The following is a 22,716-nucleotide window of genomic DNA, read 5'->3' as shown; positions in this document are numbered from 1 at the left end:
CGTTCGTCCCCTCTTCCTCGCGCGCCGCGCCCGGCTGGAACCGCTCCATGCTCAAACAACTCTTGGCCACCAAACACCCCCACGCCAGTCACGAGGACGCCGGCGGGCTGGGCCTGCAACGCGCGCTCGGCCCCTGGGGCCTGACGGCGCTGGGCATCGGCGCGGTGATCGGCGGCGGCATCTTCGTCATCACCGGGCAGGCCGCGGCCAACCACGCCGGGCCGGCGATCATGCTCTCGTTCGTGCTGGCCGCGGTGTGCTGCGCGTTCTGCGCGCTGGCCTACGCCGAGTTCGCGGCGATGGTGCCGGTCTCCGGCAGCGCCTACACCTACACCTACGCCACCTTCGGCGAACTGGCGGCCTGGTTCATCGGCTGGATGCTGGTGCTGGAGTACGGCGTGTCGGCCTCGGCGGTGGCGGTGAGCTGGACCGGCTATTTCCTCAGCCTGCTCGACCACTTCGACATCCATCTACCGGCGGCCCTGGTCAACGCGCCACTGGACGGCAAGCTGCAGCCCACCGGCGCGATCGCCAACCTCCCCGCCGCCGGCATCGTGCTGCTGCTGACCTGGCTGTGCTACGTCGGCATCCGCAAGTCCTCGGCGATGAACATGGCGATGGTGGTGCTGAAGAGCGGCCTGATCGTGCTGGTCATCGCCGCCGGCTGGAAATACGTGGACCCGGCCAACTGGCACCCGTTCATCCCCGCCAACGAAGGCCCGGGCAAGTACGGCATGGACGGCGTGCTGCGCGGCGCGGCGATGGTGTTCTTCGCCTACATCGGCTTCGAGGCGGTGTCGGTGGCGGCGCAGGAATCGCATCGGCCACAACGCGACCTGCCGATCGGCATGATCCTGTCGCTGGTGATCTGCACCGTGCTGTACATCGCCATGGCCGCAGTGATGACCGGGCTGGTGCCGTTCGCGCAACTGGGCACCGACGAGCCGGTGGTGACCGCGGTCGCCGCGCATCCGCAGCTGGGCTGGCTGCGCGTGGTAGTGGAGGTCGGCGCGCTGATCGGCCTGTCGTCGGTGGTGCTGGTGATGATCATCGGCCAGCCGCGCATCTTCATGATCATCGCCCGCGACGGCCTGCTGCCGCCGGTGTTCACCAAGATCCACCCGACCTACCGCACCCCGCACGTCAACACGGTGATCACCGGCATCGGCATCGCCCTGCTGGCGGCGCTGTTTCCGCTGGACGTGCTGGGCGAACTGACCTCGATGGGCACCCTGATCGCCTTCGCCGCGGTCTGCGCCGGCGTGCTGATCCTGCGCCGCACCCAGCCGGACCTGCCGCGTCCGTTCCGCATCCCGTTCGCCTGGCCGATCTGCATCGCCGGCGTGCTCAGCTGCCTGGCACTGCTGTCGGCGATGACCGCGCACAACTGGATGCTGATGGCCGGCTGGACGGTGATCGGCCTGGCGATCTACTTCGGCTACGGCTACCGCCACAGCCGCCTGCGCGGCAGCCAGGGCTGAGCGCCATAAGCCCCTCTCCCTCCAGGAGAGGGGTTCGGTGAGGGTACGGCGCGCAAAGCGCTGCACCCAGCTGGCGACACGTGGCTTCGCCCGGACCCTCATCCGCCCCTGCGGGGCACCTTCTCCCAAGGGGAGAAGGGAGAAGCCAAAGCCCCTCTCCCCCCGGGAGAGGGGTTGGCGTGAAGGTAAGGCATGAGCAGATGCGCTTGGATCCAGCCACCTGTCATCCCAATCCAACCCCCAAGCCCTACACTACGCGCATGAACGCACTGCCCTACGATTCCGAGCGCCTGCGCACGCTGGCGCACCTGCTGATCGACAACATCCGCGAACTCTCGCAGGCCGGCTGGACTCCCGCCACCAGCAGCAACTTCTCGCACCGCCTGGACGAGCGCCACGCGGCGATCACCGTCTCCGGCCGCGACAAGGGCCGGCTGGTGGAGGACGACATCATGGTGGTGGACTTCGACGGCCAGGCCGTCGGCCGTCCGCTGCGCCCATCCGCCGAGACCCTGCTGCACACCCAGTTGTACCGGCGCTTCCCCGAAGTCGGCTGCATCCTGCATACGCATTCGCCGGTGCAGACCATCGCCTCGCGCCTGTACGCACCGCAGGGCCATATCCGCCTGGAAGGCTACGAGCTGCTGAAGGCGCTGCACGGCAACCAGACCCACGAGACCGCGGTGGACCTGCCGGTGTTCGCCAACACCCAGGACATGACCGTGCTGGCGACGCAGGTCGACGCCCTGCTCGACCGCACGCCGCTGTGGGGCTACCTGATCGACGGCCACGGCCTGTACGCCTGGGGCCGCGACATGGCCGAGGCGCGACGCCACCTGGAGGCCTTCGAGTTCCTGCTGCACTGCGAGCTGGAGCTGCGCAAGCTGCGCGCCGCCGGCTGAGCCGCCGCGGCGCGACAGCGTTCCAGCGCCGCAACGGCCGCCAGCCGCGCACCTGCTACCCTTTTCGTTCCCCCTGCCGCTTTCGCCCGCCGCCATGAGCCGACTCCGCATCTTCGCCGACACCACTCCCGACACGCCGCTGTTCGACAGCCGCGATGGCGACGCGATCGCCGCCGAACTGCGCAAGATCGGCGTCACCTTCGAGCGCTGGCAGGCCAACCAGCCGATCGAGGCCGGCGCCTCGCCGGAAGCGGTGATGGCTGCCTACAAGGCCGACATCGACCGCCTGGTCGCCGCCAACGGCTTCAAGACCGTGGACGTGGTCAGCATCGCCCCCGACAACCCGCAGCGCGAGGAGATGCGCAAGAAGTTCCTCGACGAGCACTTCCACAAGGAAGACGAGGTGCGTTTCTTCGTCGCCGGCTCCGGTCTGTTCACCCTGCACGTGGACGGCAAGGTCTACGAGATCGAGTGCGTGCAGAACGACCTGATCGCCGTGCCCGACGGCACCCACCACTGGTTCGACATGGGGCCGGAACCGCGCTTCGTCGCGATCCGCTTCTTCACCGAGCCGGACGGCTGGGTCGGCCACTTCACCGGCACCGACATCGCCCAGCGCTTCCCGCGCTACGAGGCGAAGCTGCGCGGCGAGGCGCACTGAGCGATGACCGATCCGCGCGTCGTTCTCACCGACATCGAAGGCACCACCAGCAGCATCTCCTTCGTCAAGGACGTGCTGTTCCCGTACGCGCGCCGCGCCCTGCCCGGCTTCGTGCGCGAGCATGGCCAGCAGCCGCAGGTGCGGCACTGGCTGGATGCCGTCGCCAGCGAATGCGGCGGCATCTGCACCGATGCGGTGATCGTGGAGACCCTGCAGGGCTGGATCGACCAGGACCGCAAGCACACCGCGCTCAAGGCGCTGCAGGGCATGATCTGGGAGGCCGGCTACCGCGATGCCGACTTCACCGCGCACATCTATCCCGATGCCGCCCCGGCGCTGCGCCGCTGGCATGCCGACGGCCGCGCACTGTACGTGTACTCGTCCGGCTCGGTGCCGGCGCAGAAACTGTTCTTCGGCCATAGCGACGCGGGCGACCTGCGCGCGCTGTTCTCCGGCTGGTTCGATACCGAGATCGGCGGCAAGCGCGAGCAACCCAGCTACACGCGCATCGCCGAGGCGATCGGGGTGGCGCCGGCGCAGATCGTGTTCCTGTCCGACGTGGTCGCCGAACTGGATGCGGCCCGCGCCGCCGGCCTGGACACGGTGCTGATCGACCGCCGCGACGATTACCCGCAACCGCGCCAGGGCGAGGCCTGCAACGGCCACCGCCGCGCGGAGAGCTTCGCCGACCTGGGCTTCTCAGAACACGCATGCGCCGGCCTGCCGCTGCCCTGAGGGCCGTCCTGGCGGCGTGGCAGCGACCGCTCGTTTTGCTGCGACGCCGCTTGCTGCCGGCCGCGCTGCTGGCGCTGGCCCTGCCTGCCTGCCATTCCGATGCCGGCGCCATGCCGGCCGGCGCGGCCGACACCGCGCAGGACGAGGCGGCGCAGGACGAGGCGGCACCGGATCCGGTCGACCAGGCGCAACTGCGCCAGGCGCTGGGATCGCTGCAGGCGCAGCGCCCAGGCATTCCCGACCTGTACGTGGTCGGCTTCGCTGGCGACGCCAGCGAGGACGTATTCCGCAACGAAGTGCTGTACCTGCGGCAGATGTTCACGCAGCGCTTCGGCGCCGCGGGCCGCATCGCCACCCTGATCAACCACGGCGACAACCTGGGCGCGCACGCCTACGCGCCGCAGGCGTCCTACGACAACCTGGCCGATACGCTGGACCGCGTCGGCAAGCTGATGGATCCGCGCGAGGATGCGCTGCTGCTGTTCCTGACCAGCCACGGCACCGACAAGCACGAGCTGTACCTGCAGTTCGGCCCCGGCGAGGATGCCGAGTACGACACCATCACCCCGCAGGAACTGCGCCGCCTGCTCGACGACGCCGGCATCCGCAACCGCATCATCGTGATCTCGGCCTGCTACTCCGGCGGCTTCGTGCCGGCGCTGAAGACCGCCGACACCCTTGTGATCACCGCCGCACGCCGCGACCGGCCCTCGTTCGGCTGCGGCAACACCGCCAGCGCCACCTATTTCGGCCGTGCCTGGCTGATCGACGCACTGGCGCGCACCAACGACATGATCGAAAGCTACAGCCTGGCCAGCGCCGAGATCAGCGCACGCGAACAGGCCGAAGGCGAAGCGCCGTCGTATCCGCAGTTGTACGTGGGTGCGCGCATCGGCAGCTGGCTGCAGCACTGGCGCGCGCAGTTGCCGAACGCCGCCGCACCGCCCTATCCGTATCCGGAACCCGATGCGGACGACGCAGCGACTGCGGCCGATGCCGAACCGGACCACGCGCCCGGGACCACGCAAGCCACTGCTCCCTCGACGCCTGCAAAACAGGCCCGACCATCGACTGCCGCTCCCGCGCAGTGAGCCGCCCTGCTGCGTCGAGCAGCGCACGTACAGCCCGTCGGGGGCGCTCCAGCGCTCGGTGCCGCCCGGGGCCTGGAGCAGGAGTCCGCAGCGACCCACAGATGAGATTGATTCGCGTTCGATCGCCGATCGCGCGCGGCCGCTACACTGCGCCCCGCAGCAAGCCCGCCAGCCTTGCGCCAGCCAGCTGCGCACCGATCCGCCCGCCAGCCTTCGCTCGCCAGCCAGGATCCTCTCGTCTCATTGGCCTCCTTCATGGAGGTTTTTTTTGTTTCATGCCGATGCCACACCGGCAGTACGCCGGGCCGCGCCGCAGCGGCGGTCCACACCCGATCGGCAGGTCGATGATGTGGCTGTTCGGAGCAGTGACCGGGCCTGGAGCGTGTACGATTGCCCAATCCCGCCTCCCCAATCCCGCGCCGCGCCGCTGGCGCGGCGCTTACCAGCGCGGCGCCTTCGTCAACGGCGGCGCCTGGTGCTGGCGGTCGTAGGCGCGCAGGTCGTCGCGGATGTGGGCGATGCGCTGGCGGCCCAGGGCGTTGCGGCTGTCGTCCAGGACCACGCCGTCGAGCAGTTCGCCCATGCGCTGCACGGTCGGCAGCATCTTTTCCCAGGCGTCGAGCGCGGTCATCGGCGCCGGCAACGTCAGGAAGAAGGCGATCGCCGGGGTCTCCATCTCGCGGATGTGCGCCATGTCGAAGCTGCCCGGCTTCATGATGCTGGCCATGCTGAAGATCGGGCCGCGCTCGGGATGCCCCTCGACCAGGCGGTGGAATACGTTCATGTGGCCGAAGGTCAGGCCGGTCTTCTCCGCGGCCACCACGATGTCCTCGCCGCGCAGCACCTGCCCGGCGCGGGCGGCGACGTACAGGGAGACGATCTTGTCGAAATCCTGGCTCGGGCGCTTGCCGAGCTCGGCGCCCGGCGCTTCCGCCGCGGGCAGGCCCAGTTCGGGCTGGCGCGCGTCGCCGTCGACACCATCGGCAGCCAGCGCGTCATCGCCGACCGCCGGGGCGGCGTCGCCCAGCGAGGGTTCGCGGCGCGGCGCGGCCGGATCGGCCGGCTCCACGCGCCGGCCCTGGCTCGGTTTCTTGGGGCGGCCGAACAGGAAGATCGCCGCAATCAACAGCAAGCCGGCGGCGAGGATGCCGATGCGTAGCATTGCCATGTCGGACATTCAGGGGTTACTCCGGCAAGGGTACACAGGGGGAACGTAGCGGCTTGCGCACGAGGTCTGTCCCTACAGCGACAGCGCCTCGACGCGCATCACGCCCTTTAGCATGTCACGTCAGGCCGCGCCCGCCAAACGCGCGGCCTCCTCGAGGTCCACGCTGACCAGGCGGCTGACGCCCGGTTCGCGCATGGTGACGCCGCTGAGCTGGTGCGCCGCCTCCATCGTCGCCTTGTTGTGGCTGACGAACAGGAACTGCACCTTCTCGCTCATTTCCTTGACCATCGCCGCCAGGCGGCCGACGTTGGCCTCGTCCAGCGGCGCGTCCACCTCGTCGAGCAGGCAGAACGGTGCGGGGTTGAGCTGGAAGATCGCGAACACCAGCGCCACCGCGGTCATCGCCTTTTCGCCGCCGGACAGCAGCGAGATGCTGGACACGCGCTTGCCCGGGGGCCGCGCCATGATCGCCACGCCGGTGTCCAGCAGGTCCTCGCCGGTCAGTTCCAGGTAGGCGTGGCCGCCGCCGAACAGGCGCGGATACAGCGCCTGCACGCCGGAGTTGACCCGGTCGAAGGTGTCCTTGAAGCGGCCGCGGGTTTCGCGGTCGATCTTGCGGATGGCGTCTTCCAGGGTCTCCAGCGCGGTATTGAGGTCGACGTCCTGCGCTTCCAGGTACTCGGCGCGCTGCGCGGCCTCGCCGTACTCGCTGATCGCCGCCAGGTTGACCGGCTCCAGCCGGCGCATGCGCGCGTCGATCTGCTGCACCGCCTGCTCCCACTCGGCCGGGTCGGCATGTTCGGGCAGGCCATTGATCACGTCCTCGAGCACGAAACCGGCCTTGACCACCGCCGCCGACAGTTGCTCGGCGCTGAGCACCAGCGCCTGCTGGTCGAGCCGGCGCTGGGCGATGCGTTCGCGCTGCGCCAGCGCCTGTTCGTCGCGCTGCTGGCGGGTCTGCTCCAGCGCACGCAGTTCGTTGTCGATGCCGTCCAGCAACGCGCGCGCCTCGCCGAGCGCGCGATCGGTACGCACGCGCTCTCTGAGCGCGGCCTGGTGCTCGGCCTCCAGCGCCAGCACCGGCGAATCGCCCTCGTTCAACTGCGCGCTGAGTTCGCCCAGGCGCGCGTCCAGTTGCCCGCGCTGGTTGCCCATGCGCTCCAGCGCCTGGCTCAGCGAGGCGATCTGGGTGCGCTGCGACTCCAGGGTCAGGGCCAGCGCGTGCGAGGCTTCGCGCACCCGCCCCGCAGCGTCGCGGGCCAGGTCGCGCGCTTCGGTAAGCTGGCGGCGCTCGCTTTCCAGCGCGTGCCGCACCGACTCCAGGTCGCCCATGCTGGTGACCGCGTCTTCCAGCTTGGAACGCGCCTCGCGCGCCTGCTCGCGGCTGCTGTCCAGGGTTTCCAGCAGCTGCGCGACCTCCAGCTCGATGCGTTCGATGCGGGTGCGCGCGGCGTCGACCTTGCCTTGCTGGCTCTGCAACTGGCCGGCCAGTTCGGAAGCGCTGCGGTGCGCCTGGTACAGCTGGCGCTGCGCGTCCTCGCGCTGCTGCTCGCCGGCCAGCAACTGCGCGCGCATCTCGCCGAGGCGGTGTTCGAGATCGGCCTCGCGCTCCTGCAGCGTCTCGATCTGGCCGCGCAGGCTCTGGATCTCGCGCTCGCGCAGCAGCGCGCCCTGCTTGGCCGCGCCGGAGCGCGACACCCGCAGCCAGCCCTGGCCCAGGCGCGCGCCGTCGCGGGTGACGATGGAGTCGCCCTCGCCCAGTTGCGGCAGCAGCGCCCGCGCTGCACTCAAATCTTCGGCCGCGTGCAGCCGCGCCAACAGCCGGCGGATCGCGATCGGCCCCTGCACCTTGGCCGCCAGCGAGGTCGGCGCGAAGGTCTCGGCCGCCTCCTCGCCGCTGACCAGGGCGATGCGGCCTTCGCCGAGTTCGCCCAGCGCGTCGACCAGTTGTTCCGGCGCCTCCACCAGCACGCCTTCGATCAACTGCCCGAGCGCGCCTTCGACCGCGTTCTCCCAGCCACTCTCGACGTTGAGCCGTTCGCCGACGCGCGCCGCCGAATCCAGCCCGCGCGCCTGCAGCCAGGCCACTGCCGCGCCCTGCTCCTGGCCGAGTGCGGCCTGCTGCAGGGTTTCCAGCGACGACAGCCGGCCGCGCGCGGCCTGCGCCTGCTTGCGCACGTCGGCCAGTTCGGCCTGCGCGGTGCGCTGCTGGTCCTGCAGCGCCGCCACCGCCTGCTTGCGCGCCTCGACCTGCTCGGTCAGGCCGTCCAGCGCGGCGCGCTGGGTCTCGTGCTGCAGTTCCAGTTGCGCGAACGCCTCGGCCAGCGCGTCCAGGTCCAGCCCGGCGCGCTCGGCCAGCAGCGCCTCGCGACGGCGCTCGGCCTCCAGCGACTGCCGATCCAGGTAATCGACGCGGGTGCGCTCCACTTCGCCGGCACGCGAGGCTTCGGCGGTATTGCGCTGGTGCGATTCCCAGCGCTGCTGCCAGTCGGCCAGGCGCGCCTCGGCCTCGCGCAGCGCTTCCTGCTTGTATTCGTTGTCTTCCTGCAGATGCTCCAGCTGCGGGCCGGCCACGTCCACCGATTCGCGCAGCAGCGCCAGCTTGGCCTCGTCGGTGCCGATGTGCTGGCCGAGTTCGGCCAGCGCCGTTTGCGTCTCGTCGCGCGCCTTGTGCAGGCGCTGCGACAGGTCGCGCTGATGCTGGATCTGCTGCTCGATCCGGGCCAAGGTGCTGCCGACCTTGTAGACCTCGGCCTGCGCGGTGCTCAGCGCCTCGGCGGCCTCCTCGCGGCGCACGCGGCCGGTCTCGATGCGCGCTTCGGCATCCCGTTGTTCGGCGATCAGCTGCTGCAGGCGGGTCTCTTCCTGGCCCAGCGCCTCGCGCAGGCCCTGCAGGCGGCCGTCCAGGCCGCGGTATTCCAGCGCCTTCCACTGCGCATCCTTGATCCGCCGTTCCTCCTGCAGCGCCTGGTACTGCTCGGCCTGGCGCGCCTGGCGCTTGAGGTGCTCGAGCTGCTTGCCGATCTCCTCGCGCAAATCGCCCAGGCGCTCCAGGTTCTCGCGGGTGTGGCGGATGCGGGTCTCGGTCTCCTTGCGCCGCTCCTTGTACTTGGAGATGCCGGCGGCCTCCTCCAGGTACACGCGCAGGTCTTCCGGGCGCGCCTCGATGATCTGGCTGATCATGCCCTGCTCGATGATCGAGTAGCTGCGCGGGCCCAGGCCGGTGCCCAGGAACAGATCGGTGATGTCGCGGCGCCGACACTTGGTGCCGTTGAGGTAGTAGCTGCTGCTGCCGTCGCGGCTGACCTGGCGCTTGACCGAGATCTCGTTGAACGAGGCGTACTCGCCGGCGATGGTGTGGTCGGTGTTGTCGAAGATCAGTTCCACCGTGGCCTGCGACACCGGCTTGCGCGCCGAGGAACCGGAGAAGATCACGTCCGTCAGCGAATCGCCGCGCAACCGGCTGGCCGAGCTTTCGCCCATCACCCAGCGCACCGCGTCGATGATGTTCGACTTGCCGCAGCCGTTCGGACCGACGATGCCGGTCATGTTGGTCGGCAGGTGCAGCGTGGTCGGATCGACGAAGGACTTGAAGCCGGACAGCTTGATGGTCGACAGGCGCATGGTGCGGGCAATCCATGGCAGACGCCGCCGGCATTCCGAGCTGCGCTGCCGCTAGTGAAGATCCAGGTGAGGTCCTGCGTCCAACCCATTGATGCGGCTACAACGCCGGGCCGACATCGGACACGAGTCGCTGAGTATAGCGGCCCCTGCGCGGCACTGGGGCGGCCGGCGCCGGGCGGCGGCGATGCGACGGCGGTCGCATACGCGGGCGACCGCGACCCACCGGCCAGGGCAGCACGGCACACTCAGGTGGCGCAGATCGGCAAAAACGACACGGGCACCTTGCGGTGCCCGTGTCGGTACAGCGATGACGCAGGGATCAGGCGTCGGCTTCGACCACGACCTTGACCGTGGTTTCCACGTCGGCGTGCAGGCGCACCAGCACCTCGTACTCGCCGATGTTGCGGAACGCGCCTTCGCCCAGCACCACTTCGCCCTTCTCCAGCGGCATGCCGGCGGCGGTGAAGGCCTCGGCGATGTCGCGCGGGCCGACCGAGCCGTACAGCTTGCCTTCGGTGGAGGCGTTGGCCTTGACGGTCACGCTGGCACCTTCCAGCTTGGCGGCGCGGGCTTCGGCGTCGTCGTGGATCGACTTGGCCTTGGCTTCGTACTCGGCGCGCTTGGCTTCGAACTCAGCGATGTTGGCGGCGGTGGCCGGCACGGCCTTGCCCTGCGGCACCAGGTAGTTGCGGCCGTAGCCCGGCTTGACGTCGACCTTGTCGCCGAGGCCACCCAGGTTGGTCACTTTCTGCAGAAGAATCAGTTGCATGGTCTTGCTCCGTTATTCGTTAGCGTCGGCACGCGGCCGCCGCAACGGGTGCTGTCCGAATAGGAGAAGCCGGGATTGGGGATTGGGGAGTCGGGATTGCGCCCGACGGCACCGCACTTTTCTAATCGCCAGACTTCGCTTGAATGCCCGCACCGGACGGTGCGGGCCGTATCGCTCCGGGAAACCCGGAATTAGACGTCGTGGTTGTCCGTGTACGGGATCAGCGCCAGGAAACGCGCGCGCTTGACCGCCGTGGCCAGCTGACGCTGGTACTTGGACTTGGTGCCGGTCACGCGGCTCGGCACGATCTTGCCGTTCTCGGTGAGGTACTGGCGCAGGGTGTTGAGATCCTTGTAATCGATCTCCTTGACGCCCTCGGCGGTGAACTTGCAGAACTTGCGACGACGGAAGAACTTGGACATGAGCGTGCTCCTTAGGCGGCTTCGGCGGCGTCGCCGTCGGTTTCGGTGGCGGCGGCGGGCGCATCGCCCTCTTCGTCGTCGCGACGACGGCGCTCACCGCGCTCGGGCTTGTCGGCCTTCTCGTCCTTGCTCTTCATGATCAGCGACTGCTCGGTGTCGGCGCCGTCGCGCTTGATCACCAGGTGGCGCAGCACTGCGTCGTTGAAGCGGAAGCTCTCGACCAGCTCGCTCAGCACGGCCTGGTCCACTTCGATGTTCAGCATGACGTAGTGGGCCTTCACCAGGTTCTGGATCGGGTACGCCAGCTGGCGGCGGCCCCAGTCTTCCAGACGGTGGATGGTGCCCTTGCCGTTCTCGACCAGCGACTTGTAGCGCTCGATCATGGCCGGGACCTGCTCGCTCTGGTCCGGGTGGACCAGGAACACGATTTCGTAATGACGACTCATGGTGTGTACCTTTCGGATGTGGCCTTGCGGCCGGACAGCCCCCCGCGGTGCGACGGCGGTGGGGCAAGGACTCCTGCCGGGAAGGCAGGAAGCCGCACATTATGACCGAGATGCCCGGTCACCAACAAGCCAGCCGTTCCCGGCGCGGGACAGGGACGCCACCGCAGTGTACGAAGCCAATCAAATCAATGACTTGAACCAAACCATATCCACATGCAGGCGATGCTGGCCGCACTGCAAACAACGGAACAGTCACGCGACCGTCGGCAATACACCAGGGACACAGAAACTGCGGGGCGTCGCCGGCGCAGTAGAACAGCCCCTAGTAGCGCCATGCGCGGGTTTCGCCGCAGCAGTTGCAGACGCCGCCTTCCTGCGCGAAGCACAGCGCATAGGCGTTGGGGTGACGCAGAACTCAGGCAGTTGCATGCGACAACCGGGGCGCCCTGCCCCGCGCCCTCCGCAAGGAGGCTACCCAGCCGCAGCGGCGACGCTCAGGGCGCGCCGGCGTGCGCGGCGTCGGTGGTGAAGCTCTCGCCGCAGCCGCACTCGGCGGTGGCGTTGGGGTTGCGGAACACGAAGGTCTCGCCCAGGCCCTGCTTGGCGAAGTCGATCTCGGTGCCGTCCACCAGCGGCAGGCTGGTCGCATCGACGTAGATGCGCACGCCGTCCTGCTCGAACACCGCATCGTCCGCACGCGCCTCGCGTGCCAGGTCGGTGACATGGCCCCAGCCGGAACAACCGGTGCGCTCGACGCCGAAACGCAATCCCAGGGCGCCGGGCGTCTGCGCGACAAAGCGCTGCACGCGGGCGTGGGCGACGGGGGTGAGACGGATGGCCATGACGAACTCCGGCGACTGCGAACGGACATTATAGGAAGGACGGCGGCCGATCGCCGCATGCCTCGCAAGCGCCGCGCTTCAGCCAGTACACTTGCCCCTTCCATATCGAGTCGCTGCGGCGAGGATTCAAGTCATGACGGTGGTGAGCGTTGCACATGCGCTGGCCGGGAAGATCCCGGAAGGCGGCGAAGTCACGGTGCGGGGATGGGTGCGCACGCTGCGCGGATCTGCCGGACTGGCTTTCATCAACGTGACCGACGGCTCCTGCTTCGCCCCGATCCAGGTGGTGGCGACCGACGCGCTGCCCAACTTCGACGAGGTCAAGCGGCTCACCGGCAGCTGCTCGCTGATCGCCAAGGGCGTGCTGGTGAAATCGCAGGGCAAGGGCCAGTCGTACGAGATCCAGGCCAGCGCGGTCGAGGTGGTGGGTTGGGTCGAGGACCCGCTGACCTACCCGATCCAGCCCAAGCCGATGTCGCCGGAGTTCCTGCGCGAGGTCGCGCACCTGCGCCCGCGCACCAACCTGTTCGGCGCGGTGACGCGCATCCGCAACTGCCTGGCGCAGGCGGTGCACCGCTATTTCCACCAGAACGGCTACAACTGGATCAGCACGCCGATCATCACCACCTCCGACGCCGAAGGCGCCGGGCAGATGTTCCGCGTCTCCACCCTGGACATGGCCAACCTGCCGCGCGACGCGCAGGGCCAGGTCGACTTCGGCCGCGACTTCTTCGGCAAGGAGACCTTCCTGACCGTGTCCGGCCAGCTCAACGTCGAGGCCTACTGCCTGGCGCTGAGCAAGGTCTACACCTTCGGCCCGACCTTCCGCGCCGAGAACAGCCACACTACCCGCCACCTGGCCGAGTTCTGGATGATCGAGCCGGAGATCGCCTTCGCCGACCTGGCCGAGGACGCGCGCGTGGCCGAGGACTTCCTCAAGTACCTGTTCCGCGCGGTGCTGGACGAGCGCGCCGACGACCTGGCGTTCATCGCCGAACGCGTCGACAAGACCGCGATCAGCAAGCTGGAGACCTTCATCAACTCGCCGTTCGAGCGCATCGAGTACGGCGACGCGATCGGCCTGCTGCAGAAGTCCGGGCAGAAGTTCGAGTTCCCGGTGGAATGGGGCCTGGACCTGCAGACCGAGCACGAGCGCTGGCTGACCGAGCAGCACGTCGGCCGTCCTGTGGTGGTGACCAACTACCCCGAGCACATCAAGGCCTTCTACATGCGCCTGAACGACGACGGCAAGACCGTCGCGGCGATGGACGTGCTGGCACCGGGCATCGGCGAGATCATCGGCGGCAGCCAGCGCGAGGAGCGCCTGGACGTGCTGGATGCGCGCATGCTGCAGTTCGGCCTGGATCCGCAGCACTACGGCTGGTACCGCGATTTCCGCCGCTACGGCACGGTGCCGCACGCCGGCTTCGGCCTGGGCTTCGAGCGCCTGGTGGTGTACGTGTGCGGGCTGAGCAACATCCGCGACGCCATCCCCTACCCGCGCGCGCCGGGCAGCGCCGAGTTCTGAGCATGGCCGGCGACGCCGCCACCACGGTGACCATGTACCGCCCGCTCGGACCGGAAGAGTTCGAGCTGCTGCGCGCCAGCGGGTTCCGGCGCTGGCCTCCGCGTTTGCCGGAGCAGCCGATCTTCTACCCGGTGACCAACCAGCGTTACGCCGAAGAGATTTCAGCGCGCTGGAACGTCAAGGACAGCGGCATCGGCTACGTGGCGCGCTTCGCGGTCCGCGCAGACTTCGTTTCTGCTTACCCGGTGCAGAAGGTTGGCGGCGCACACCACACCGAGTGGTGGATTCCGGCCGAAGACTTGGACGCGCTCAACGACAACATCGTCGGCCCGATCGAGATCATCGGCCGGTTCGACGGCAGCGAGCCAGCCCAGCCATGATCCTGTTCTTCGCGCTGTGCTTCGTCGGCGTGGCGATCGCCGGGGCCAGCGCGTTCCTGATCTTCTGGCCGCTGACCCTGGTGCACATCCGCGACCGCCATCCGCCGCTGGTGACGGCGTTCGGGCCGGGCGCCTTCCTCAAGCCGGTCGCGCTGGGCTGGCTGCTGGCGCGGCGCTACCGCCCGCTCGGCGACCGCGGGCTGTCCGGCCTGGCGACACCGGCCTGGCTGTCGCTGATGACCATCTTCTTCGGCCTGGGCATGGCCGCCCTGCTCTGGCTGCTTTCCCTGGTGATTCCATGACTTCAGATTCTCCCGCCCACGATCAGTGGTACCTGGCCAGCCTAGGCCGTCTGCTGGTGTGGGCGCGCCTGCGCGTGCGCGACGCCGGCACCGCCGAGGTGCTGGACAGCGACGGCAATACCCTCAGCTACGACAGCGAGGACACCGCCCGCGCGGCGCTGTTCGACGCCGAGTTCGTCGCCTTCGATGGCCTGGACGAGGACGATGCGCGGGCGCGCGGCTTCTCGCTGGGCGAGGTGTCGCCGCCGCAGGCCGACGACGATGCCGGCCTGCGCGGGCGAATGACCCAGACCCTGGGCGCGCGCGCCTGATCCGGCGATGCACGTTCCGCCCGCCTTCGCCGAAAGCGACCTGGGCGCGCTCGATGCGCTGATCGCGGACAACCCGTTCGCCACCCTGGTCACCGTCGCCGATGGCCTGCCCTGCGCCACGCCGTTGCCGGTGCTGTACCGGCGCGACGGTGAACGCATCCTGGTCGAAGGCCATTGGTCGCGCGCCAACCCGCAGGCGCGGCACGCCGGGCCGGCCTTGCTGATCGTGCACGGCCCGCACGCCTACGTTTCGCCAAGCTGGTACCCGGACAAGGAAGCGATGGCGCGGGTGCCGACCTGGAACTACGCCACTGCGCACCTGCACGGGCAGTTGCACCCTAGCGACGACGAAGCGCTGCTGGCCGATGTGGTGGCGCGGCTGAGCGAACGCCATGAGCGCGCGCTGGGCAGCGAGTGGCGCTACGAGCCGGACAACGACGCGCACCGGCGCCAGTTGCGCGGCATCGTCGGTTTCCGTTTCCAGGTCGAGCGGGTCGAGCTGAAGTTCAAACTCAGCCAGAACCATCCGCCGGCGAACCAGGCTGCGGTGCGCGAGGCGCTGCAGGCCCAGGCGAACTCCGGCGCGCAAGCCGTCGCGGCGCTGATGCACGCGCGACGCCCGGACTGACCCCACGTCGCCACGCAGCGGCTGACGGGACCTCGCACCGTCGCCACCCGGCTGCGCCGCCGCGGCGTGCGCCGCCTCACCCGCAGCGGCTGGCCGGCCCCTGGCGGTCGTGCTCGGCACGACGCGCACTGGCCCTGCCGCCTTCCAGCGGCGACAGGCCTTCGCGGATCGCATAGCGCGTCAGTTGCGCGATGCTCTGCATGCCCAGCTTGAGCATGATGTGCTCGCGATGGGTGCCGATGGTCTTGACGCTGATGTGCAGGCGCGCGGCGATCTCTTTGGTCGACAGCCCCTCGGACAGCAACTGCACGATCTCGCGTTCGCGCGAGGTCAGCAGCGTGTAGGCCGAGACCGCGTCGCCGGGCGGACAGCGGTACTCGCTGACCAGCGACTGCGACAGCTGCGGGCTGATGTACAGCTGGTCGTTGCCGACCTGCTGGATCGCGCGCAGCAATTCGTGGAAGGTGCTGTTGCGCGCCAGGTAGCCCTTGGCGCCGGCATCGATGACCGCGCGCACGTTGGCCGCGGCGTCGGAAGCGGCAATGCAGATCGCCTTGCTGCGCGGGCTGCGCTGCAACAGCCGGCGGGTGGCCTCGATGCCGTTGAGGCCAGGCAGCATCACGTCCATCAGCACGACATCCGGCTGCCGTCGGGTCACCAGTTGCACGCACTCCAATCCATCGACCGCGTGGCCGACCACCTCGATGCCCGACGTGTTGTTCAACAGGGCGACCATGCCCTCCAGCACGATGCTGCGTTCGGCGGCAATCACGATACGTGTGTTCATTCTCTACCTGTGTTCGCAATGGATCTCCAACGCGCGACCGCGCGGTAACCCGCGTCCCATGCAGCGCGACGCGCCCCTTTTCTTCAACCGATGCGACAGCGCTGAACCCGCGCTTGCGTTGCGCCCCCAGCTTGTCACGCTGCGCGATGGCAGCCATCGGGTTCAGGCTGATATGGGCGAGCAGGACGGCTGAAATTGTGCGAATTACCGCATTCGTCCAGTTTCGTAGACAGAATCTCGTGCTAGCGCGCTCGGCCTGTGACGCAGACCGAAGTCCTGCGTCGCGATCGATGCTGAGGACGCGCGCGGTGCGGACGCCACGCGACTGCCATCCGGGCACGTCCAACGCGCGGCTTCGCCGCGCGACAGGAGGTCTGATGGAGCGGCGCGCGTCCCGTCCTGCGGGATCCGCCACGATGGAGCTTCCCGGCCACGCCAGTCGCAGCCGCACGCCGTTCCTGCGTGTGGGTCCGGTTAGCGAGGAAAGGCGCGCTTCAGTCGGACGACGCTGACGGCGGCGGCAGCCGCGCGGCTTCCACCTGCAGCATCGCGCGGGCGAACTCGGCGAGACGTTGCTGGATCGCCGCCGGCGGCGTGCCCGCCTCGATCGACTGTTGCAGCGCCATCAGTTGCGCGGCCAGTTCGCCCTGCCAGCGCATGCGCTCGGTGTCATTGCTGGCGCGCTGCACCTCGAGCGAGGCCTGCGCCTGCGCCGAGGTGTCGCCGCGCACCAGCGTTTCCATGGCATCGACCAGGCGTTGCAGCAGGCGGTACACCGCCGTGGCGGAAAAGCCGCCCAGCATCGCCAGGGTCGGCTTGCCGAAGCTGCGCATGCTGCCGGTCTCGAACAGGTCCGGCGGCAGCACTTCGACCAGGATCAGGCCGGCGATCAGGCCCAGGATCATGCGCGCGCCATAGGAGGCGTCGTACTTGGGGTCGTAGTTGGCGTCGGCGACGTAGCGGTGCACCTGGAACAGCGAGGAGAACGAGGCGCCCAGGCCGGCGCAGAACAGCAGGAACAAGGCGTTCCACAGCAGCACGCTGCCGGACGAATCCAGGAATCCCAGGCGCACGTTGTCCGCACTTACCTTGCTGGACAACGCCGTGGCCACCACCAGGAACAGGAACATCAGGGAGGTGGCAGTGAGCGCGCGCACCAGCGGTAGCGGGCCGAGCAGGGTCGCCCAGTGCGGGCGGCGGCGCTCGGCATCGAGCAGGAACACCGCCTGCGGCGTCGCCGGGCGGATCAGTTGCGCCAGCCGCCGATGGGTCACCGCCAGTTCGTGCGCGCGCACCTCGATGTCGCTGTCGCCGGCCGCGCCCTCCGATGAGCCGACGCTCACCAGCACCGACAGGCGTGCGATCAGTTCCGGCGGCACCGCCAAGCCGTGCTCGAGCGCATAGCGGGCCATCGCTTCGCACTCGGCGAGCAACTGCGGCAGGATGCCCGGCGGCGGCAGCCGCGGCACGCCACTGTGGGCCGCGGTCAGCCGGCGCCGCAACGCGCCGGCCAGCATCTTGATCCAGACGTTCATTGCGCCACTCCTGGACGGAAACGGCGGCCGGCGCGCATGCGCCACGGATTACCGGCTGGCGGACACGCGCTTCAGCGGCACGAGTTGTGGGGACTTCCCGGCCTTGCCCGCGATCTGGAGACTGACGCCCCCGTCCGGCGTTGCACGCAAGACCAGCCGGCCGTCGCTCAGTTCCGCGCAGTGCCCCTTGTCGTTCATGTCCAGCGAATACACCGCCGCATCCGCGCGCATGCCAACGTAGCGCGCCTGCACCTTGCAGCCCCAGGGCGTGCCGTAGTGCAGTTCCACCGTGGGACTGCCTGGCGCCTGCGGGCTGGGAGAGACCGTCACCTCCAGTGTCGGCTTTTCGAGGATCTTTCCGCCAGAGTCCAGCCCCTGCCATGTGCCCGTCAGCGGACTGGGCCGACCAGGATCGGTGTGCAGCACCACCAGCAGGGCCTTGCCGTCGACGAACAGCCGCAGGTCGTCGCCACTGCGCTGCACGCGCAGCGGCTTGCCCATCAACTTGTCGCAGTAGGCTCCCCCGTTGATCGAGTCCAGAACGAAGCCGCCAGCACGCTGCGGCTTGACCAGCGCGTTGCAGTTCTGCGGCGAGCCGAAGGCGAGCCTGGCCTGGCCGCTGTCCTGGATCAGGCGCAGCGCGACCAGATTCTCCGCACCCGGCGGTTGTGCTTCCAGCGTCAGGGTGCCGCTCCACTGGCCAGCCGGCAGCGCCTCGGCGTTGGCCGCCGCGCCCGGCTTGGCCGCAGTGGCCGCCTGCAGCGCGGCGCCGGCTGCGGATGGCAAGGCCAGGCACAGCGCCAGCCAAACCGGGAAATGTGCAACATCACGCGAACGGATACGCATGCGACTCTCCTCTGGAAACACGAAAGGGAAACGAACGGTGCGGTCAGTGCAGGCCGCGCCAGACCAGTGCCACCACGGCCGCCGCCAGCAACAGGGCCGCAAGCAGCCACAGCGCCCGCCGTTGACGCCGGCGCAAGCGCTGCGCGCGGGCCAGCGAGCGCAGATCGATGTGCAGCTCTCGGCACCACAGGTCGGTGTCGTGCCGCGACAGCAGGAACCCGTGTCTACGCATGTGCCGTCTCCTGGTCGGGGTCGTGCGGGGTGGCCGGTTCGGACAGGTGCCACAGCTTCAGCTGCTGCCCGTCGAAAAGCACCTCGCCGACCGGGGTATGGGTGCCGCGGAACAGGATCTGCAGACGGTGGCCGGGCCGGCGCGGCCTTCGCGGCGACACCTGCAGCAGCAGGCGCGGCGCCTCGTTCGGCATCTCCACCACCTCCAGTTCCACATCGAAAGACAGGGCCAGTTCGCCGATCTGCGGCAGTTGCCATGCACGCAGTTCCCACAACGGGATCTGCAACGCCGGCGGCTCGGTTTCCTCCGTCACCACCTGCACGGTCTCGGCGGCGCCGAAGCATGCGCGCAGTGCCCGCGCGTGGCGCGCCCGGCAGCGCCGCTGCGCCTCCAGCAAGGCCGCCGACAATCCCTGCAGCAGCAGGTCGAAGTCGCAACGCAGCCTGGCCATCAGTCGTCCTTCAGCCAGCCGGGCTTGCGCGGGAAGCCCACGTGGTAGCACAGCCACTGCATCACCACCTGGTGCTCGCCGATCTGCAGCACGGCGAAATTCTTCTCGGTGCCGATGATCGCGCCCTTGGGCGAATCGCTCAGACATCGGTTGAGCAGGGCCCGGGCGGCTTCGATCTGCTCGGGCGTTTGCATCTGCGTCGGGTTGTCGCTACCGACCACGACCCGCTTGACGAACTTGACTTCAGTGAGGTCGAACATGGTTGACGAGTCCCCCGACGAGATGGTTCAACGGATCGCTAGCGGATTACGGGGTGACCGCAACCGGCTTGCCGACCTTGCGCGGGGCCACCGCGGTCTGCAGGATGTCCAGCACCCGCGCCAGGCCTTCCGGCGGCCCCTTGTCCGCGGCATGCACCGAGACGTGGTACTTGGCCGAGTTGTCCGAGCTGCGCGTGTTCTCCTTGCTCGTGGCCACCGAGCCCTGGATGTGCACCTTGGCCTTGAACAGGCCGAAGCCGTATTCCACGTCCGCCGACATCGACGCCGACGCATCGGTCTTTTCCTTCGAGGAGAAGGACGACTTCACTTCCATGTCGAAGGTGACGTCCACGGTCTGGATGCTCAGGCTGGGCACGTTGACGATGGCCAGCAGCGGCACTTCCAGTTCGACCTCTTCCTCGGCAATGCCGCCGGCATTGTCCGGATCGTCGACCGGCCGCTTGAAGCGGAAGCTGGCGGTGCGGGTCGCGCCGGTGCCCTGCGGATCCTTGGGATCGGTCGGCGGCAGGAAGCCGATGACGCGGATGAAATCGGCGGTGGCGCGGGCCAGCTTGACCTGCGCGTCGCAGGCCGCATCGAGCGGTCCGCCGATCAGGTCGCCCATGGGCAGACCCTTGAATTGACTTGACATGTTGACGAGTTCGTCAGCCATTGCAGTGACTCCTTAGTTGGTGGGATTGGTTACATCGTCCGTGCCCGCGACGTCCGGCTTGTCGGCCATGACCGTCTTGAACACGCCCTGCGTCTGCGCCAGATGGTTGAGCAATCTGGCCGCTCCGTCAGTCGGTTCGGTGCCTTCCACGCGCAACACGACGTGGACGGCACTCTGGCGCTGGCTCCGCGCGCTGGCGCTGGTATCCACGCGCACGCTGGAACGGGTGGCGGTGCGCTTGGCCTGCCAGGCCGCCTGCGGGCCGGGCGGTTCCGGCGCGAAGAAGCCGTCGGCGGACTGCAGGCCGCCGAGGTCGCCGAGCTGCGCATCGAAGCTGATCTCCACGTCCTTGATCCGCAGCACGTTGGTCGAGACCAGCGGCAGCAGCGGCGCGCGGTAGTAGTCCTCGTCGCCCTCGGCCGCCTGCGGGTGCTGCGACGGCAGGCGGATGATCACGCTCTTGGGCCGGTGGAACTCGTCGAAGTAGTCGCCGAGGTTGGCCATCTGGTGCTGCTCGATGCGGTCCTGCGCCTCGATCACCGCGCCGGCCAGCGCTTCGATCAGGTCGTTCAATGCGGTCGGTCCAGCCATGGTCGCTCCGGGAGAAGGAAGGCCACCGTCGGCGACGGCGGCGGATCGGCGGCGCGCGCCGGGCGCGCTCGCTCAGGTCAGCTCAGATCAAGTCAGGTCGGGAAAGGAGTCGGTGCGCGCCAGCCAGCCCTTGAGGAACTTGCCCAGCGGCGGCTTGGCCGCGACCAGGCGCTGGTAGTAATCGCGCCGGCCCTGCTTGTAGCGTGCGTACAGATCGCGCTGGTCGGCGGCCTTCAGCGCCGCCAGGGTGGCCGGGCCGAACTTGCCGTCCTCCGGTAGCTTCAGCGTCGGCGTCTGCGCGTTGAGCACGCGCTGCAGCAGCTTGATGGCGTTGTTGCCGGCGTTGACCTGGAAGTCGAACAGAATGTTGGCCAGCGGCTGCAGCGCGATCTCGTCGCCATGCACCGCATTCCAGTAGCAGGCCTTGTAGATCACCCCGGCCTGCGCGTCGGTGAGCGCACGCAGATTGTCCAGGGTCGGCTCCAGTTGCAGCAGGCTCTTGGCGTACAGGCGAAACGTGGCCAGGGTGACGCCCTTGTTGGTGGCACCGCCCGGGTCCACCGGATCGTTGACGAAGCCGCCCTCGTGCTTGAGCAGGGTCGGAAAGAATGCGTTGAAGTCGGCCATGGGATCCTCCGCTGATGCCCGGTGTGGGCGTGGAGGAAGTCTGCGCAGCGGCCCGCGTCGGCGGGATCGGCAAAAGCCCGATCCGGCGGCGCCTGCGCACTGAGCCGCCGCGCGCATCCGCAAGCCGGACATGCAGGCGCTGCATGGGCGCGGGCCGCGCGCCGGCCGCGGGCTTCTGGGATAATGGCCGGCAATGAGCAAAATCGCCGAACTCCTGCGCAACAACCGCGCCTGGTCCGATCGCATCAGCCGCGAAGACCCGGATTTCTTCAGCCGCCTGTCCAAACAGCAGACGCCGGAATACCTGTGGATCGGCTGCTCCGATTCGCGGGTGCCGGCGAACCAGATCATCGACATGGCACCGGGCGAGGTGTTCGTCCATCGCAACATCGCCAATGTGGTCGTGCACACCGACCTCAACTGCCTGTCGGTGATCCAGTTCGCGGTCGAGGTGCTGAAGGTGCGGCACATCCTGGTCGTGGGCCACTACGGCTGCGGCGGCGTGCACGCGGGCCTGACCCGCGCGCGGCTGGGCCTGGTCGACAACTGGATCCGCCACGTCACCGACGTGGCCGAGAAGCACGAGCAGTGCCTGCAGCAGGCCGGCGACCTCAACGTGCAGCATGCGCGCCTGTGCGAGCTCAACGTGCTCGAGCAGGTGGTCAACGTCAGCCGGACCTCGATCGTGCTCGACGCCTGGGCGCGCGGCCAGGAACTGACCGTGCACGGTTGGGTCTACAGCCTGCGCGACGGCCGCGTGCACGACCTGGGCATGGAACTGGACCGCATCGAGGACCTGGTCCCGCGCTACGACGCCGCCCTGGCGCGGATCGGCCAGGACCGCGAGGACCGCTGAGCGGTCCGCCGCTCCGTCCCTTTCCGCAAGGAACCCCCATGCTCCCCGGCCCGCTCAACCTGCACGCCTGGATCGACGCCCACCGCCACCTGCTCAAGCCGCCGGTGGGCAACAAGTGCCTGTATGCCGGCGACTTCATCGTCATGGTGGTCGGTGGGCCGAACGCGCGCAGCGACTACCACTACGACGAAGGCCCGGAGTGGTTCTACCAACTCGAAGGCGAGATGGTGCTGAAGATCCAGGAAGACGGCGCGGTGCGCGAGATCCCGATCCGCGCCGGCGAGACCTTCCTGCTGCCGCCGAAGGTACCGCACTCGCCACAGCGCGGGCCCGACTCGGTCGGCCTGGTGATCGAGCGGCGACGCCTGCCGCACGAGCAGGACGGCCTGCTGTGGTTCTGCGAGCGCTGCAACCACCTGCTGCACGAAGCCTACTTCCCGCTGCAGGACATCGAGACCGACTTCCCGCCGGTGTTCGCGCGCTTCTACGCTTCCGAAGCGCTGCGCACCTGCGCCCGCTGCGGCCACGTGCATCCGCTGCCGGCGGCCGCCGCGCCGTGATCGCCTGG

At 68.8% G+C, this 22,716-nt stretch carries 28 protein-coding genes; 13 read left to right on the top strand and 15 right to left on the bottom strand.

Going from position 1 to position 22,716, the window contains the following annotated elements; genetic code table 11:
- Positions 1-47 precede the first annotated feature (47 nt).
- The 5 genes from AC1G9L_RS10240 to AC1G9L_RS10220 all read left to right on the top strand — a co-directional run bounded on the left by AC1G9L_RS10240 (position 48) and on the right by AC1G9L_RS10220 (position 4,870).
- On the top strand, positions 48-1,481 hold the full coding sequence (locus tag AC1G9L_RS10240) for an amino acid permease (RefSeq protein WP_019802501.1): 1,434 nt from the start codon (positions 48-50) through the stop codon (positions 1,479-1,481).
- Between the two features lie 260 nt (positions 1,482-1,741).
- On the top strand, positions 1,742-2,383 hold the full coding sequence (locus AC1G9L_RS10235; protein ID WP_019802500.1) for a methylthioribulose 1-phosphate dehydratase: 642 nt from the start codon (positions 1,742-1,744) through the stop codon (positions 2,381-2,383).
- A gap of 94 nt (positions 2,384-2,477) precedes the next feature.
- The gene (locus AC1G9L_RS10230) at positions 2,478-3,044 is read left to right on the top strand and encodes a 1,2-dihydroxy-3-keto-5-methylthiopentene dioxygenase (RefSeq protein ID WP_010340791.1); all 567 of its coding nucleotides are present in this window, start codon (positions 2,478-2,480) and stop codon (positions 3,042-3,044) included.
- Between the two features lie 3 nt (positions 3,045-3,047).
- Entirely contained in the window at positions 3,048-3,779 is a 732-nt protein-coding gene (mtnC, locus tag AC1G9L_RS10225) for an acireductone synthase (RefSeq protein WP_481070926.1), read from the top strand.
- Complete coding sequence (locus AC1G9L_RS10220; RefSeq protein WP_481070924.1) at positions 3,755-4,870, top strand: C13 family peptidase; 1,116 nt, start codon at positions 3,755-3,757, stop codon at positions 4,868-4,870. The genes mtnC and AC1G9L_RS10220 overlap by 25 nt, the downstream gene beginning before the upstream one ends.
- A 439-nt stretch (positions 4,871-5,309) precedes the next feature.
- Here the strand turns inward: AC1G9L_RS10220 and zipA are convergent, their stop codons facing one another.
- The 6 genes from zipA to AC1G9L_RS10190 all read right to left on the bottom strand — a co-directional run bounded on the left by zipA (position 5,310) and on the right by AC1G9L_RS10190 (position 12,141).
- Complete coding sequence (gene zipA / locus AC1G9L_RS10215) at positions 5,310-6,047, bottom strand: cell division protein ZipA (RefSeq protein ID WP_010342533.1); 738 nt, start codon at positions 6,045-6,047, stop codon at positions 5,310-5,312.
- Between the two features lie 111 nt (positions 6,048-6,158).
- The gene (gene smc, locus AC1G9L_RS10210) at positions 6,159-9,662 is read right to left on the bottom strand and encodes a chromosome segregation protein SMC (protein WP_481070922.1); all 3,504 of its coding nucleotides are present in this window, start codon (positions 9,660-9,662) and stop codon (positions 6,159-6,161) included.
- A 319-nt stretch (positions 9,663-9,981) separates the two neighbouring features.
- Positions 9,982-10,431 (bottom strand): 50S ribosomal protein L9, encoded by a 450-nt coding sequence (rplI, locus tag AC1G9L_RS10205; RefSeq protein WP_010342531.1) that lies wholly within the window; start codon positions 10,429-10,431, stop codon positions 9,982-9,984.
- Between the two features lie 191 nt (positions 10,432-10,622).
- Positions 10,623-10,853 (bottom strand): 30S ribosomal protein S18, encoded by a 231-nt coding sequence (gene rpsR / locus AC1G9L_RS10200; protein ID WP_002804494.1) that lies wholly within the window; start codon positions 10,851-10,853, stop codon positions 10,623-10,625.
- Positions 10,854-10,864: 11 nt separating this feature from the next.
- Complete coding sequence (gene rpsF, locus AC1G9L_RS10195) at positions 10,865-11,299, bottom strand: 30S ribosomal protein S6 (protein ID WP_010342529.1); 435 nt, start codon at positions 11,297-11,299, stop codon at positions 10,865-10,867.
- A gap of 494 nt (positions 11,300-11,793) precedes the next feature.
- Complete coding sequence (locus AC1G9L_RS10190) at positions 11,794-12,141, bottom strand: HesB/IscA family protein (protein WP_010342528.1); 348 nt, start codon at positions 12,139-12,141, stop codon at positions 11,794-11,796.
- A 133-nt stretch (positions 12,142-12,274) separates the two neighbouring features.
- Between AC1G9L_RS10190 and asnS the strand changes: the two genes are divergently transcribed.
- Genes asnS through AC1G9L_RS10165 form a run of 5 tightly spaced genes read left to right on the top strand, consistent with a single transcriptional unit; the run spans position 12,275 to position 15,290 of the window.
- Positions 12,275-13,669, top strand: coding sequence for an asparagine--tRNA ligase (gene asnS, locus AC1G9L_RS10185; RefSeq protein ID WP_019800122.1), 1,395 nt, complete (start codon positions 12,275-12,277; stop codon positions 13,667-13,669).
- A gap of 2 nt (positions 13,670-13,671) precedes the next feature.
- Positions 13,672-14,049, top strand: coding sequence for a hypothetical protein (locus tag AC1G9L_RS10180; RefSeq protein WP_019800123.1), 378 nt, complete (start codon positions 13,672-13,674; stop codon positions 14,047-14,049).
- Positions 14,046-14,351: a hypothetical protein gene (locus AC1G9L_RS10175; RefSeq protein ID WP_019800124.1), complete on the top strand. Its 306-nt coding sequence runs from the start codon at positions 14,046-14,048 to the stop codon at positions 14,349-14,351. Before AC1G9L_RS10180 ends, AC1G9L_RS10175 begins: the two co-directional genes overlap by 4 nt.
- Positions 14,348-14,662, top strand: a complete 315-nt coding sequence (locus tag AC1G9L_RS10170; protein ID WP_019800125.1) for a hypothetical protein — start codon at positions 14,348-14,350, stop codon at positions 14,660-14,662. Before AC1G9L_RS10175 ends, AC1G9L_RS10170 begins: the two co-directional genes overlap by 4 nt.
- Before the next feature lie 7 nt (positions 14,663-14,669).
- The gene (locus tag AC1G9L_RS10165) at positions 14,670-15,290 is read left to right on the top strand and encodes an FMN-binding negative transcriptional regulator (RefSeq protein ID WP_019800126.1); all 621 of its coding nucleotides are present in this window, start codon (positions 14,670-14,672) and stop codon (positions 15,288-15,290) included.
- Between the two features lie 76 nt (positions 15,291-15,366).
- Here AC1G9L_RS10165 and AC1G9L_RS10160 read toward each other — a convergent pair whose 3' ends face one another.
- A complete protein-coding gene (locus AC1G9L_RS10160) occupies positions 15,367-16,077 on the bottom strand; it encodes a response regulator (RefSeq protein WP_019800574.1) in 711 nt (236 codons plus the stop codon).
- On the opposite strand from AC1G9L_RS10160, the gene AC1G9L_RS10155 reads away from it, so the two are divergent.
- Positions 16,070-16,270: a hypothetical protein gene (locus AC1G9L_RS10155; RefSeq protein WP_209244803.1), complete on the top strand. Its 201-nt coding sequence runs from the start codon at positions 16,070-16,072 to the stop codon at positions 16,268-16,270. The genes AC1G9L_RS10160 and AC1G9L_RS10155 overlap by 8 nt on opposite strands.
- A 301-nt stretch (positions 16,271-16,571) precedes the next feature.
- On the opposite strand, the gene AC1G9L_RS10150 is transcribed toward AC1G9L_RS10155, so the two are convergent.
- The 8 genes from AC1G9L_RS10150 to AC1G9L_RS10115 form a co-directional block, all read right to left on the bottom strand.
- Complete coding sequence (locus AC1G9L_RS10150; RefSeq protein ID WP_481071093.1) at positions 16,572-17,489, bottom strand: hypothetical protein; 918 nt, start codon at positions 17,487-17,489, stop codon at positions 16,572-16,574.
- Between the two features lie 171 nt (positions 17,490-17,660).
- Positions 17,661-18,458: a hypothetical protein gene (locus AC1G9L_RS10145; protein ID WP_481070919.1), complete on the bottom strand. Its 798-nt coding sequence runs from the start codon at positions 18,456-18,458 to the stop codon at positions 17,661-17,663.
- A gap of 43 nt (positions 18,459-18,501) precedes the next feature.
- Positions 18,502-18,690, bottom strand: a complete 189-nt coding sequence (locus AC1G9L_RS10140) for a hypothetical protein (protein ID WP_019800578.1) — start codon at positions 18,688-18,690, stop codon at positions 18,502-18,504.
- Complete coding sequence (locus AC1G9L_RS10135; protein ID WP_019800579.1) at positions 18,683-19,141, bottom strand: hypothetical protein; 459 nt, start codon at positions 19,139-19,141, stop codon at positions 18,683-18,685. The genes AC1G9L_RS10140 and AC1G9L_RS10135 overlap by 8 nt, the downstream gene beginning before the upstream one ends.
- Positions 19,141-19,401, bottom strand: a complete 261-nt coding sequence (locus AC1G9L_RS10130) for a hypothetical protein (RefSeq protein WP_019800580.1) — start codon at positions 19,399-19,401, stop codon at positions 19,141-19,143. The genes AC1G9L_RS10135 and AC1G9L_RS10130 overlap by 1 nt, the downstream gene beginning before the upstream one ends.
- Before the next feature lie 46 nt (positions 19,402-19,447).
- On the bottom strand, positions 19,448-20,074 hold the full coding sequence (locus tag AC1G9L_RS10125) for a DUF2589 domain-containing protein (protein ID WP_010342517.1): 627 nt from the start codon (positions 20,072-20,074) through the stop codon (positions 19,448-19,450).
- A gap of 12 nt (positions 20,075-20,086) precedes the next feature.
- Positions 20,087-20,665 (bottom strand): DUF2589 domain-containing protein, encoded by a 579-nt coding sequence (locus AC1G9L_RS10120; RefSeq protein WP_209230850.1) that lies wholly within the window; start codon positions 20,663-20,665, stop codon positions 20,087-20,089.
- An 87-nt stretch (positions 20,666-20,752) separates the two neighbouring features.
- On the bottom strand, positions 20,753-21,292 hold the full coding sequence (locus tag AC1G9L_RS10115; protein ID WP_019800583.1) for a glycoside hydrolase family 108 protein: 540 nt from the start codon (positions 21,290-21,292) through the stop codon (positions 20,753-20,755).
- A 193-nt stretch (positions 21,293-21,485) separates the two neighbouring features.
- Here AC1G9L_RS10115 and can point away from each other — a divergent pair, with 193 nt between their 5' ends.
- Together can and AC1G9L_RS10105 are read left to right on the top strand one after the other, a co-directional pair.
- A complete protein-coding gene (gene can, locus AC1G9L_RS10110) occupies positions 21,486-22,148 on the top strand; it encodes a carbonate dehydratase (protein WP_010342513.1) in 663 nt (220 codons plus the stop codon).
- A gap of 38 nt (positions 22,149-22,186) precedes the next feature.
- On the top strand, positions 22,187-22,708 hold the full coding sequence (locus AC1G9L_RS10105; RefSeq protein ID WP_010342512.1) for a 3-hydroxyanthranilate 3,4-dioxygenase: 522 nt from the start codon (positions 22,187-22,189) through the stop codon (positions 22,706-22,708).
- Positions 22,709-22,716: the final 8 nt, after the last annotated feature.

This window comes from Xanthomonas sp. NCPPB 1132, from assembly GCF_056629235.1.
This window is presented reverse-complemented; position numbering and strand designations above follow the sequence as displayed.